Source organism: Mycobacterium bohemicum DSM 44277 (genome assembly GCF_001053185.1).
GTDB lineage: Bacteria > Actinomycetota > Actinomycetes > Mycobacteriales > Mycobacteriaceae > Mycobacterium > Mycobacterium bohemicum.
Map to the genome: position 1 here is coordinate 225772 of NZ_CSTD01000004.1, position 12732 is coordinate 238503.

At 71.1% G+C, this 12732-nt stretch carries 11 protein-coding genes and 1 pseudogene; 6 read left to right on the forward strand and 6 right to left on the reverse strand.

The features are described 5' to 3' along the window. Nucleotides 1–9: 9 nt before the first annotated feature. The 3 genes and pseudogenes from BN971_RS18315 (at nt 10) to BN971_RS18325 (ending at nt 2826) form a co-directional block, all read left to right on the forward strand. Complete coding sequence (locus tag BN971_RS18315) at nt 10–828, forward strand: enoyl-CoA hydratase/isomerase family protein (RefSeq protein ID WP_085181243.1); 819 nt, start codon at nt 10–12, stop codon at nt 826–828. Nucleotides 829–937: 109 nt separating this feature from the next. Further along, the gene (locus BN971_RS18320; RefSeq protein ID WP_085181244.1) at nt 938–1573 is read left to right on the forward strand and encodes a DUF3000 domain-containing protein; all 636 of its coding nucleotides are present in this window, start codon (nt 938–940) and stop codon (nt 1571–1573) included. Between the two features lies 1 nt (nt 1574). Beyond that, nucleotides 1575–2826: pseudogene (locus tag BN971_RS18325) on the forward strand (ribonuclease D). Here the strand turns inward: BN971_RS18325 and dxs are convergent. The 4 genes from dxs to BN971_RS18345 form a co-directional block, all read right to left on the reverse strand. Next, nucleotides 2823–4736 carry a 1-deoxy-D-xylulose-5-phosphate synthase gene (gene dxs, locus BN971_RS18330; RefSeq protein ID WP_085181246.1) on the reverse strand — a complete coding sequence of 638 codons (1914 nt, stop codon included), beginning with the start codon at nt 4734–4736 and terminating at the stop codon, nt 2823–2825. The pseudogene BN971_RS18325 and the gene dxs sit on opposite strands and share 4 nt — an antisense overlap. A 50-nt stretch (nt 4737–4786) precedes the next feature. After that, nucleotides 4787–6250, reverse strand: coding sequence for a cation:proton antiporter domain-containing protein (locus BN971_RS18335; protein ID WP_245836769.1), 1464 nt, complete (start codon nt 6248–6250; stop codon nt 4787–4789). A gap of 160 nt (nt 6251–6410) precedes the next feature. Next, nucleotides 6411–7448, reverse strand: coding sequence for a class I SAM-dependent RNA methyltransferase (locus tag BN971_RS18340; RefSeq protein ID WP_090350421.1), 1038 nt, complete (start codon nt 7446–7448; stop codon nt 6411–6413). Nucleotides 7449–7450: 2 nt separating this feature from the next. Further along, the gene (locus BN971_RS18345) at nt 7451–9445 is read right to left on the reverse strand and encodes an APC family permease (RefSeq protein ID WP_085181249.1); all 1995 of its coding nucleotides are present in this window, start codon (nt 9443–9445) and stop codon (nt 7451–7453) included. Nucleotides 9446–9574: 129 nt separating this feature from the next. Between BN971_RS18345 and BN971_RS18350 the strand changes: the two genes are divergently transcribed. Both BN971_RS18350 and BN971_RS18355 read left to right on the forward strand, forming a co-directional pair. Then, nucleotides 9575–10255, forward strand: coding sequence for a potassium channel family protein (locus BN971_RS18350; protein ID WP_090350423.1), 681 nt, complete (start codon nt 9575–9577; stop codon nt 10253–10255). Nucleotides 10256–10331: 76 nt separating this feature from the next. Continuing rightward, nucleotides 10332–11009 carry a potassium channel family protein gene (locus BN971_RS18355; RefSeq protein WP_085181250.1) on the forward strand — a complete coding sequence of 226 codons (678 nt, stop codon included), beginning with the start codon at nt 10332–10334 and terminating at the stop codon, nt 11007–11009. A gap of 2 nt (nt 11010–11011) precedes the next feature. On the opposite strand, the gene BN971_RS18360 is transcribed toward BN971_RS18355, so the two are convergent. After that, nucleotides 11012–11605, reverse strand: a complete 594-nt coding sequence (locus BN971_RS18360) for a DUF3159 domain-containing protein (RefSeq protein ID WP_085181369.1) — start codon at nt 11603–11605, stop codon at nt 11012–11014. 98 nt (nt 11606–11703) lie between these two features. After that, complete coding sequence (locus BN971_RS18365; protein ID WP_085181251.1) at nt 11704–12072, reverse strand: OB-fold nucleic acid binding domain-containing protein; 369 nt, start codon at nt 12070–12072, stop codon at nt 11704–11706. Nucleotides 12073–12217: 145 nt separating this feature from the next. Between BN971_RS18365 and BN971_RS18370 the strand changes: the two genes are divergently transcribed. Next, nucleotides 12218–12732 (forward strand): hypothetical protein (locus BN971_RS18370; RefSeq protein ID WP_090350425.1); only part of this gene is annotated, 515 nt, incomplete at its 3' end.

Genomic DNA, 12732 nt, shown 5'->3' on the forward strand with positions numbered 1-12732 from the left:
ATCGCGACCGTGTCAGTGCGCCAGTCACCCGTGAATTACGACGAGTTCCCCGGCCTGCGGTTCGAGACCGGGGAGAACGGGGTGCTGACGCTGGTCCTCGACGCCCCTGGCCTGAACTCGGTGGGGCCGCAGATGCACCGCGACCTGGCCGACGTCTGGCCGGTGATCGGCCGCGACCCGGACGTGCGGGTCGTGCTGGTCCGCGGCGAGGGCAGGGCGTTCTCCTCGGGCGGCAGCTTCGACCTCATCGAAGAGACCATGGGCGACTACGAGGGCCGGATGCGGATCATGCGCGAGGCCCGCGACCTGGTGCTCAACATGGTCAACCTCGACAAGCCGGTGGTCTCGGCGATTCGCGGGCCGGCCGTCGGCGCCGGCCTGGTGGTCGCGCTGCTGGCCGACATCTCGGTGGCCTCGCGCACCGCGAAGATCATCGACGGGCACACCAAGCTGGGCGTGGCCGCCGGCGACCACGCCGCCATCTGCTGGCCGCTGCTGGTCGGGATGGCCAAGGCCAAGTACTACCTGCTGACCTGCGAGACGCTGCTCGGCGAGGAGGCCGAGCGCATCGGCCTGGTGTCGACCTGCGTCGACGACGACGACGTGCTGCCCACCGCCACCCGGATCGCCGAGAATTTGGCGCAGGGCGCCCAACACGCGATCCGCTGGACCAAGCACAGCCTGAACCAGTGGTATCGCATGTTCGGCCCGACCTTCGAGACGTCGCTCGGCCTGGAATTCCTCGGCTTCGGCGGGCCCGACGTCCGCGAGGGATTGGCCGCCCACCGCGAGAAACGCCCGGCCCGGTTCGGCGGAAATGCCACGTGAGCAGGCCCGATACCCTCCGATGAGGCCGGATAACAGCTTGGTTGCGGCCGATGGCGGACCCGGCGCGCCTGTCGCCGCGGGTCCGCCGATGGGTCTACCGTCGAATTCTGTGACCAGCGCCGGCGACCACGGGCAGCGGCGCGACCAGAAGGAGCGGCGCCCCTTGAGCTCAGTCGAACCGGCCCCCTTTCGCGATGCGGTCGCGGCGATGAACGCCGCCGCCGTGCGGCCGGAGATCGAACTCGGGCCGATCCGCCCCCCGCAGCGCCTGGCGCCGTTCAGCTACGCGCTGGGAGCCGAGGTCAAACACCCCGACCTGGAGATCGTCCCGGAACGATCCGAGGGCGACGCGTTCGGCCGGCTGATCCTGCTCTACGACCCGGACGGCGCGGAGGCCTGGGACGGCACCCTGCGTCTGGTCGCGTACGTCCAGGCCGACCTCGACCCCAGCGAGGCCGTCGACCCCCTGCTGCCCGAGGTGGCCTGGAGCTGGCTCGTCGACGCGCTGGCGTCGCGCACCGAGCTCGTCACGGCGCTGGGCGGAACCGTCACCGCGACCACGTCGGTGCGCTACGGCGACATCTCGGGACCGCCCCGCGCACACCAGCTGGAGCTGCGCGCGTCGTGGACGGCCACCACCCCCGACCTCGGTGTGCACGTCGAGGCCTTCTGCGAGGTGCTCGAGCACGCCGCAGGCCTACCGCCGGCGGGGGTCACCGACCTCGGCTCGCGGTCACGCGCCTGACATGGGCGAATCCGCAGTCGAGGGACCCGAGCCCGAACCCACGCCGCTGCTGCGTCCCGCCGACGGGGTTCCGCCGCTGTCGGTCACCGTCGGCGAGATCGAGGCGGCCGCGGGGCTGCTCGGCGGCGGGCACGGGCCGTTCGCCGTCGACGCCGAGCGGGCCTCGGGGTTCCGCTACTCCAACCGCGCGTACCTGATCCAGATCCGGCGCGCCGGCGCCGGCACCGTGCTGATCGACCCGGTCAGCCACGGCGCCGACCCGCTGACCGCGCTGCGGCCCGTCGCCGAGGTGCTGAGCGACGACGAATGGATCCTGCACTCCGCCGACCAGGACCTGCCGTGCCTCGCGGAGGTGGGCATGCGGCCACCCGCGCTCTACGACACCGAGCTCGCCGGGCGGCTGGCCGGATTCGACCGGGTGAACCTGGCGACCATGGTCGAACGGCTCCTCGGGTTCGGACTGGTCAAGGGCCACGGCGCGGCCGACTGGTCCAGGCGCCCGCTGCCCCCCGAATGGCTCAATTACGCCGCCCTGGACGTGGAGCTGTTGATCGAGCTGCGCGCGGCGATCTCCGGAATCCTGGACGAGCAGGGCAAAAGCGCTTGGGCCGCAGAGGAATTCGACCACCTGCGCCAGGTCGGCGGCCGGGAGCCCGCCCCGGCCGCCCGCCGTCCGCGAGCTGTGGACCACCCGCGACCACATCGCCCAGCGCCGCGACATCGCGCCGCACCGCGTGCTGCCGGACTCCGCCATCATCGACGCGGCGGTCGCCGACCCCACGACCGTCGAGGACCTCGTCGCGCTGCCGGTGTTCGGCGGGCGCAACCAGCGTCGCAGCGCGGCGACCTGGCTGGCGGCCCTTCAGGCGGCGCGCACGAACCCCAGCCCGCCGGACGACACCGACGCGCCCAACGGTCCGCCCCCGGCCGCGCGGTGGAGCCGGCGCAAACCGGAGGCGGCGGCGCGGCTGGAGGCGGCACGGGCGGCGCTGTCGGAGGTGTCAGAGCGGGTCGGGATTCCGACCGAAAACCTGCTCTCGCCCGATTTGGTGCGCCGGCTGTGCTGGGACTGGGAGGTCCACCGCCACGGCGGGGCCGACGTGACGGAGGCCGTCGAGGCCTTCCTGCGGGCCGGTCAGGCGCGGGCGTGGCAGCGCCACCTCGCGGTTCCGGAGCTGGCGCGGGCGTTGCAGCCGCCGGACGACGACGGCGCCGACGAGTCATCCGCCGATGGGGATGCCCCGGCCGGCTAGTCCAGCCGCTCGCTGATCTCCGACTCGGTGACCGAACTGCCCAGCGCGGCAACCCATCCGGTGATCCGCCGGGCCACGCCCTGGTCGGTCAGCCCGAGGTCGGCCAGCAACTCGCCGCGGGAGGCCTGCTCGAAGAACTCCTGCGGCAGCCCGACGTCGCGGCACGGGATGTCGATCTCGGCCCGCCGCAGCGCGGCCGACACCGCCGAGCCCACGCCACCGTTGACGCCGTTGTCCTCCAGCGTCACCAGCAGTTTGTGCCGGGTCGCCAGCTCCCGCACGCCGTCGGACACGGGCAGCACCCAGCGCGGGTCGATCACGGTGACGCCGATGCCCTGGTTGTGCAGCCGCTTGGCCACCTCGAGCGCCATCGACGCGAACGCGCCAACCGCCACCAGCAACACATCCTGGTTCATCCCGTCGGCCGGAACGGCGAGGATGTCGATGCCCGCCCGCCGCTCGAGGGCCGGAACGTCCTCTCCGACATCGCCTTTGGGGAAGCGCAGCGCGGTGGGGCCGTCGTCGACGTCGAGGGCCTCGCCGAGTTCCTCGCGCAGCCGCGTCGCGTCCCGGGGGGCGGCCACCCGCATCCCCGGCACGATGCCGAGGATCGACAGGTCCCACATGCCGTTGTGGCTCGGGCCGTCGGAGCCGGTGATGCCCGCCCGGTCGAGGACCAGGGTGACGGGCAGCTTGTGCAGCGCCACGTCCATCATGATCTGGTCGAAGGCGCGGTTGAGGAACGTCGAGTAGATCGCCACCACCGGGTGCATGCCCCCCATCGCCAGGCCCGCGGCCGAGGTCAGCGCGTGCTGCTCGGCGATGCCGACGTCGAAGAGGCGATCCGGGAACCGCTCGCCGAACGGCGTCAGCCCGGTGGGCCCGGGCATGGCCGCGGTGATGGCCACGATGTCGCGGCGCGTGCGGCCGTAGCCGATGAGCGCGTCGGAGAACGTCGCCGTCCACCCCGGGGCGGCGACCTTGGTGGCCCGGCCGGTGACCGGGTCGATCGGGACGGTCGAGTGCATCTGCTCGGCCTCGTCGGCCTCGGCCGGCGCGTACCCCATGCCCTTGCGGGTGGCGACGTGCACGATCACCGGCCGGCCGAACCCGCGGGCATGGCGCAGCGCCGCCTCGACGGCGCGCTCGTCGTGACCGTCGACGGGGCCCACGTACTTCAGGCCGAGGTCGGTGAACAGCAGCTGCGGGGCCAGCGAGTCCTTGATGCCGGCCTTGACGCTGTGCATGAAGTGGTAGACGAACTCGCCGACGAAGGGCATCGAACGCAGCGCCTCGCGGCCGGCCTCGAGCGCCTGCTCGTAGGCCGGCTGCAGCCGCAGCGTGGCCAGCCGGTCGGCCAGGCCGCCGATGGTGGGCGCGTAGCTGCGGCCGTTGTCGTTGACGACGATGATCACCGGCCGGTTCGACGCGGCGATGTTGTTCAGCGCCTCCCAGCACATGCCGCCGGTCAGCGCGCCGTCGCCGACCACCGCGACGACGTGCCGGTTGCGGTGCCCGGTCAGCTCGAACGCCTTGGCCAGGCCGTCGGCGTAGGACAGGGCGGCGCTGGCGTGGCTGGACTCCACCCAGTCGTGCTCGCTCTCGGCGCGCGAGGGATACCCCGACAGGCCGCCCTTCTTGCGCAGGGTCTCGAACTCGTGCCAGCGCCCGGTCAGCATCTTGTGCACGTAGGCCTGGTGGCCGGTGTCGAAGATGATCGGGTCGTGGGGCGAGTCGAAGACCCGGTGCAGCGCCAGCGTCAGCTCCACCACGCCCAGGTTGGGTCCCAGGTGCCCGCCGGTGGCGGCGACCTTGTGAATCAGGAATTCGCGGATCTCGGCGGCCAGATCCCGCACCTGCTGTTGGGACAGGTGCTGCAAATCGGCGGGTCCACGAATTTGTTCGAGCATCCAGTCAGTTTACGCAGCGACGGCATCGTGGGTTCAGTCGTGCGCGTCGCCTAGGCGCGGCCAAACAGCTCGGCCAGAGTGTCGTGAAGTTCGGGATCGGCCAGGACGACGACCTCGTCGCCGGCCTGGAGTTCGGTGTCGCCCCGCACCGGCACCAGCCCGGTGGGGCGCACGACGATGCTCACCCAGATGTCGCCGACGCGGTCACCGAGGCCCTCGACGGTGCAGCCCTGGGCCGCAGACCCGCGGGCAACGCTGAACCGGTGAACGCCCTGCGGTTCGTCGGCGAGCCGCACACCGATCTGCCACGGCTGGGTTTCCACCGTGCGCATCGGCAGGCGCAGCAGCCTCGCGACGCCGGGCACCGAGCTGCCCTGCACCAGCACCGAGAAGACGACGACCACGACCACGATGCCGTACAGGCGCTCGGCGTCGGCGATGTGCGCGGCCCGCAGAAACTCGCCCAGCAGGATCGGCACCGCGCCCTTGAGACCGGCGAACAGGATGAAGGCGCGTTCGTTTCGCTCCAATCGCACACGCACCAGGCAGGCGCTCACCGCCAACGGGCGAATCAGCACCGTGAGACCCACGCCGAGGACGAGCCCGGGGATCCAGACGTCGGGGTGGGCGATGACGCCCAGGTCCACGGTCAGGCCCAGGACGGCGAAGGCCACGATTTCGGCCAGGCCGGCCAGCGCGGCGTGGAACCGCTTGATCTCCGGCTTGTAGGGCGCGCGACCGTCGCCGATCACGATGCCGGCGACGAACACCGCCAAAAACCCCGAGCCGTGGGCCAGGGTCGCCAAGCCGTACAGCATGAGGCAGGACGCCAGCGTGCGCAGCGAATACAGCCCCTCGCTGGGCAGCGCCACGCGGCGCATGAACACCATCAGGATCCGCCCGCCAACCACCCCCACGGCCGTGCCGATCACCATCTGCAGGGCGAATTGGGTTCCCACGGTGACGAATCCGGCCGCGCTGAGCCCGCCGGCGGCGATCAGGCCGCCCATCAGGGAGATGCCCACCGGATCGTTGGTACCGGACTCACCCTCCAGGATCGTGCTGCTGCGGCCCGAGATTTCGCGTTTGCCCAGAACGGAGAAGACCACCGCGGGATCGGTGGGCGCCACCGCCGTGGCGACCAGCACCGCGACATACCAGCCGAGTCCGCACGCGTAGTGCAGCAGCAGCGCGGCGCCCGCGGCGACGAGACCGGTGCCCAGGACGCCGACGGACAAGATGGGGACCGCCGCCGCGCGGAACCGCGACGGCCCGATGTGCATGCCGCCGTCGAACAGCACCAGCACCAGCGCGATGGTGATGACCCGCTCCACGGTCGGCTCGGACAGCGGCTGGACCGCCGGCACCGCGTGCACCGCCACGGCGGCCCCGACCAGCACGAGGAGGGCCACCGGCACCTTGATCCGCTCGGTGAGCCGGTTCGCGAGCACCGCGATCAAACCGACTGCACTGCAGAACAAGATGATCAGCGCGTAGCGGTAGGTCTCGTTCACGATGACGGCAACCGGATGCGGGTGAGGTTGGACCGGGTGGGGTTCGTGGGGGGCACGGAAGCCTTTCGGTGGGTTGCCGGAAACATCGCCGACCAGGCTTCCCGGCACACCGCGACGGAGTCTAGCCGCTGCGGGCCTGCGGTGGTGGCGCCGAGCCCACCTAGCGACTGAGCAGCGCCACGCACTCGGTGTGATGCGTGAGGGGGAACGCATCGAAGACGCTGAGCTTCTCGACGGCATAGCCGTGGCCGCGGTAGAGGCCGATATCGCGCGCGAACGATGCTGCCTCACAACCGATGTGGACCACGCGCGGCACCGAGGCGGCGGCCAGGAGGTCGATGACCTCACGCCCGGCGCCCGCCCGCGGCGGGTCCAGCACCGCGACGTCGGCGGCGAAGACGCCGGCGCCGCCGTAGAGATCCCACACGGTCATGCCGGTGGCCGGCTGCGCCCAGTCGACGACCAGCGCGCTGTACACCCGCGCCGCGTCCCGGTGCGCCTGCCAGAAGGACGTGACGGGCACCCGCCAGGAGCGCGCGCCCACCCGCTGGACGCCGTCATACCCGCCCTGCACCACCGTGGTCGTCGTGCGACCGCGCTCCCGCTGGGTGCGCACCACGTGGCGTTGGCCGTCGTCGTCGACGGCCACGTGCAGTTGCGCGGCCGGCGGCCAGCCCGGCACGTCCAGGCCGTCGAGCATCCCGTCGGGCAGCTGGGCGCAGCGCAGGTCGGTCACCAGCCGGTCGCTGTGGTAGCGGTGAAAGCCGGGGCAACCGTCGTCGCCGACTTCCAGGCGCACCCGCGTGCGCCAACCGGTGCCGGGCGATTCGGACAGCGGCTGGGCCTCGCCGCTCCACTGATGTCCGCCCAGGCGCTGCAACTGGTTGGCCACGACGTCCGCCTTGATGGCCCGGGCCGCCTCCGGCGTCGCGAACGCCAGGTCGCAGCACCCCGAGCCGTCCACGCCGGCGATCGGGCACAGCGACGCGATCCGGTCCGCGGAGGGCTCGATCACCTCGACAACCTCGGCGTGCCAATAAGATCCGCGGTCGGCGGTGACCCGCACCCGCACCCGCTCGCCGGGCAGGGCGTAGCGCACGAACACCACCCGGCCCTCGTGGTGGGCCACGCAGCTGCCGCCGTTGGCGGGCGCGCCGGCGACCACCGTCAACTCTGCGCGCGCCGTCGAATCTTGCATGCTCAGTCGAAGATCCCGCGACGGGCGTCGCCCGGTGCCGCGTGCGGCTGGAAGCTCTGCAGCCGTTCCGACGACGTCAGTTGCCAGGGCACCGACGTCACCATGACGTTGGGCATGAACAGCAGCCGGCCCTTGAGCCGCAACGCGCTCTGGTTGTGCAGCAGCTGCTCCCACCAGTGGCCCACCACGTACTCGGGAATGAAGACGGTCACCACCGTGCGCGGCGACTCCTTGCTGATCCGCTTGACGTAATCGAGTATCGGGCGGGTGATTTCGCGATACGGGGAGGCGATGACTTTGAGCGGCACGCTGATGTCGCTCTCCTCCCACCTGTGCACCAGCTCGCGGGTCTCCGCATCGTCGACGCTGACCGTGAGCGCCTCCAGCGCGTCCGGGCGAGTCGCGCGCGCGTAGGCCAGCGCGCGCAGGGTGGGCAGGTGCAGCTTCGACACCAGCACCAGGGCGTGGTTGCGGCTGGGCAGCACCACGCCATGCTGGGCGGCCTCCTGCTCCTCCAGTTCCCGGCTCACGGTGTTGTAGTGCCGGTGAATCATCTTCATGATCCCGAACAGCAGGCTCATCGCGAACAGCGCGATCCACGCCCCGGCGACGAACTTGGTGACCAGGACGACCAACAACACCGCCCCCGTGGCGACCAGCCCCACGGTGTTGACCACCCGCGAGCGCATCATCTTGCGCCGGGCTCCCGGATCGGTCTCGGTGCGCAGCAACCTGGTCCAGTGCCGGACCATGCCGATCTGGCTGAGGGTGAACGAAATGAAGACGCCGACGATGTACAGCTGGATCAGCGCGGACAGCTCGGCGCGGAACGCGATGATCGCCGCGAGCGCCGCCCCCGACAGGAACAGGATTCCGTTGGAGAACGCCAATCGGCCTCCGCGGGTGTGCAGTTGGCGCGGAAGGTAACTGTGCTGCGCCAGCACCGAGCCCAGCACCGGGAACCCGTTGAAGGCGGTGTTGGCCGCGAGCACCAGGATGAGCGCCGTCACCGTCGCGATCAGCAGGAACCCGATGTGGAAGCTGCCGAACACCACCTGAGCGAGCTGCGCCACCAACGTCTTCTGGTAATAGTGCGGCGGCGTGCCCGCCAGCTGTTTGGCCGGGTCGTCGACGACCTGGATCCCGGTCTTCTTCGCCAGCAGGATCATGCCCATGAAGAGCGTCACCGCGATCGCGCCCAGCATCAGCAATGTGGTCGCGGCGTTGCGCGACTTGGGTTTTTCAAACGCCGGCACCCCGTTGCTGATCGCCTCGACGCCCGTCAGCGCGGCGCATCCCGAGGAGAACGACCGGGCCACCAGAAAGGCCAGCGCGAAACCGACGACCTTTCCGTTTTCGGCATGCATCTGGAAACCGGCGGATTCCGCCCGAAGCGGATCACCCAACACGAAGACCCGCAGCAGGCCCCAGACGATCATGACGACAACACCGACGATGAACGCGTAGGTCGGGATCGCAAAGGCGACGCCGGACTCCCGGACGCCGCGCAGGTTCATCGCCGTCACCAGCAGGATCGCGGCCACGCAGAACAGCACCTTGTGCTCGGCCACGACCGGGATCGCCGAGCCGATGTTCGACATCGCCGACGCGGTCGAAACCGCAACCGTGAGAACGTAATCCACCATCAGCGCGCTGGCGACGACCAGGCCGGCGGTGTCGCCGAGGTTGGTGGTGACCACCTCGTAGTCGCCGCCGCCCGACGGGTAGGCGTGCACGTTCTGCCGGTAGCTGGCCACCACGACGAGCATCACCGCGGCCACCGCGAGCCCGATCCACGGTGCCAGCGAATACGCGGCCGCCCCGGCCACCGACAGCATCAGGAAGATCTCCTCCGGTGCGTACGCCACCGACGACAGCGCGTCGGAGGCGAACACCGGCAGGGCGATCCGCTTGGGCAGCAGGGTGTGACTCAGCCGGTCGCTGCGGAACGGCCGGCCGATCAGCAGCCGCCGCGCGGCGGTGGAAAGTTTGGGCACGAGAGCCAAGAGTAAGCCCGCCGCGGCTTGATAGCGTTTCGTAGGCGAGAATGTTCCCGACCGAAACGGGCTGGCCAGGTTGGCTCGCCGTTCGAGCGACGAGACGCGGGACCAGCCGGGAGGCCTCAAGTGCGGGTGGTTGTGATGGGCTGCGGCCGGGTGGGGTCGTCGCTGGCCGACGGGCTGTCCCGGATCGGCCATGACGTGGCCGTGATCGACCGCGACAGTTCCGCCTTCAACCGGCTGAGCCCGGAGTTCGCCGGCGAGCGGGTGCTGGGCCAGGGGTTCGACCGGGACGTCTTGCTGCGGGCCGGGATCGAGGAAAGCGACGCCTTCGCGGCGGTGTCGTCCGGCGACAACTCGAACATCATCTCGGCGCGGCTGGCGCGCGAGACCTTCGGCGTGCGGCGCGTCGTCGCCCGGATCTACGACGCCAAGCGGGCCGAGGTGTACGAACGCCTCGGCATCCCGACGATCGCCACCGTCCCGTGGACGACCGACCGCCTGCTCAATGCGCTCACCCGGGAGGGCGAGACCGCCAAGTGGCGCGACCCGACGGGCACCGTCGCCGTGGCCGAGCTCGACCTGCACGAAGACTGGGTCGGGCACCGGGCCACCGACCTCGAGCAGGCCACCGGCGCCCGGGTGGCGTTCATGATCCGGTTCGGAACCGGCGTGCTGCCCGAGCCGAAGACCGTCATCCAGGCCGGCGATCAGGTCTACATCGCTGCGATCTCCGGCCGCGCCGCGGAAGCGGTGGCCATTGCCGCGCTGCCACCCAGTGAGGAATTCGAGGGACCGGGCAAATGAAACGCGCCGACGACGAAGGAGCCGGTGAAGCCGGGTTTGTGGGGGCACCGCCCGCTTGCGGGGGAAAGGGGCGCAAATGAAGGTAGCTGTCGCAGGGGCCGGCGCCGTCGGCCGCTCCGTGACCCGCGAGCTCGTCGGCAACGACCACGAGGTGACGCTGATCGAGCGCAACCCCGACCACGTCGACGTCGACGCCATCCCGGCCGCGCACTGGCGCCTGGGCGACGCGTGCGAACTGAGCCTGCTGGAGTCGGTGCACCTCGAGGGCTTCGACGTGGTGGTCGCCGCCACCGGCGACGACAAGGCCAACGTGGTGCTCAGCCTGCTGGCCAAGACGGAGTTCGCGGTGCCCCGGGTGGTGGCCCGGGTGAACGATCCCCGCAACGAGTGGCTGTTCACCGACGCGTGGGGCGTCGACGTGGCGGTGTCCACGCCGCGCATGCTGGCCTCGCTGATCGAGGAGGCCGTCGCCGTCGGCGACCTGGTGCGGCTCATGGAGTTTCGCCGCGGCCAGGCCAACCTGGTCGAGATCACCCTGCCGGACGACACGCCGTGGGGCGGCAAGCCGGTGCGCCGGCTGCAGTTGCCGCGCGACGCGGCGCTGGTGACGATCCTGCGCGGCCCGCGGGTGATCGTGCCCGAGGGTGACGAGCCGCTGGAGGGCGGCGACGAGCTGCTGTTCGTCGCGGCGGCAGAGGTCGAGGAGGAGCTGCGCAACCTGGTGCTCCCCGACTCCCCGCCGCCGAGCGACTAGTACTAGTCGGCCTCCGCGAGGGCGTCCGCGCCGAGGATGGCGCGCTGGGCCGCCCTGATCGCCGCATACGTCACCAGGGCGGCCACCACGGTCAGGGGCCAGCCCATCCCGATCCGCGCCACCCCGAGCCAACCGGTCTTGTCGGCGTCATACAGCAGCCGCTGGACGACGAACCGCGCGGCGAACACCAGCACCCAGCACACCGTCGCGACGTCGAAGGCGTAGACGGCGCGCGGAACCCCGCGCCACGCCCGGTCGTGCCCGCCGGCCCAGCTCCACGCGTAACCGACCAGCGGGCGACGGATCACCACCGAGGCCGCGAAGAGCACGGCCCACAGCAGCGACATCCAGATGCCCAGCAGGAAGTAGCCCTTTGATTGGCCCACCGCGTAGGCGATCAGCGCGCAGACCGCGACGCCGGCGAAGCCGGAGAACGCCGGCTGGATCGACTCCCGCCGGACCAGCCGCCACAGCAGGATCAGGGCGGCGAGGCCCACCGCCGCCGCGATGGCCGCAACCAGACTCGAGACGCTCGAGACCGCCACGAAGGTCACCACCGGCAGCGACGAATATATGACGCCGCTCAGCCCGCCCATCTGGGCCAGCAGCCGCTCGGGGCTGACACGGTTCGCGGCCGCGGGCGGTTCGGCCGCTCGCGCGGGTTGCGGAGCCGCCTCCCAATCCTGCGGAAGGGTCACCGCTGGATTTCGTAGTGCGGGTTGTAGATGGCCTTGGTGCCGTTTTCGAGCGTGCCGAGCCGGCCGTGCACGCGCAGCGTCCGCCCGGAGTCGATGCCCGGGATGCGGCGCTGACCCAACCACACCAGGGTCACGGTGTCGCTGCCGTCGAACAGTTCGGCGCGGACCCCGCCGGAACAGCTCTTGCCGTTCGTCTCGACGCTGCGCAGCGTGCCGATCATGGTGACCTCCTGGCCGCGCTCGCAATCGATCACGCGCTGCGCGCCGGTGCTGGCGACCTCGTGGGACAACTCCTCGGAGTCACGTTGCTCCGGATCCTCCGTCAACCGACGGGTGAGCCGGCGCAGATAACCTTGGGCCCCCATGGCCACTCCTGACGATGCTATGACTCGCTGATATGCCTGGTACTTGTCCTATGCCAACGGTCACCGTAGACCTGTTGGTTCCCCCGCGCCAACCGAACCAAACACCGTGTTGGAGGGCGGATGAGGCCCGGGGCACTATCGTGTGGTGGCTGTCGACCTGTGGGGCGTGACGACGGTTCTGCTGCCCGGAACCGGCTCCGACGACGACTTCGTCCGGCGGGCGTTTTCGGGGCCGTTGCGGCAGGTCGGCGCGGTGCTGGTGGCGCCGCCGCCGGAGGCGGACCGGCTGATCGACGGCTACCTCTCGGCGCTCGACGACGCGGCCCGCGACGGCCCGATCGCCGTCGGCGGCGTCTCGATCGGCGCCGCGGTCGCGACCGCGTGGGCGCTGGCCCATCCCGGTCGCACGGTCGCGGTCCTGGCCGCCCTGCCGGCGTGGGCCGGCGCCCCGGACGCCGCTCCGGCGGCGCTGGCCGCCCGGTATTCGGCGGAGCGACTGCGCGCCGACGGCCTGGCGGCGACGACCGCCCAGATGCAGGCCTCCAGCCCGGCGTGGCTGGCCGAGGAACTCACCCGCTCCTGGCGCGCCCAGTGGCCGCACCTGCCCGACGCGATGGACGAGGCCGCCGCCTACGTGGCGCCCGGGCCCGCGGAACTGGC

Excerpts from the sequence above, each read along its gene's own strand:
- dxs (WP_085181246.1), bottom strand. The coding sequence starts at position 4,736 with ATGCTCGAACAAATTCGTGGACCCGCCGATTTGCAGCACCTGTCCCAA.
- BN971_RS18340 (WP_090350421.1), bottom strand. The coding sequence starts at position 7,448 with ATGCAAGATTCGACGGCGCGCGCAGAGTTGACGGTGGTCGCCGGCGCG.
- BN971_RS18355 (WP_085181250.1), top strand. The coding sequence starts at position 10,332 with ATGAAGGTAGCTGTCGCAGGGGCCGGCGCCGTCGGCCGCTCCGTGACC.
- BN971_RS18360 (WP_085181369.1), bottom strand. The coding sequence starts at position 11,605 with ATGGGCGGGCTGAGCGGCGTCATATATTCGTCGCTGCCGGTGGTGACC.
- BN971_RS18365 (WP_085181251.1), bottom strand. The coding sequence starts at position 12,072 with ATGGGGGCCCAAGGTTATCTGCGCCGGCTCACCCGTCGGTTGACGGAG.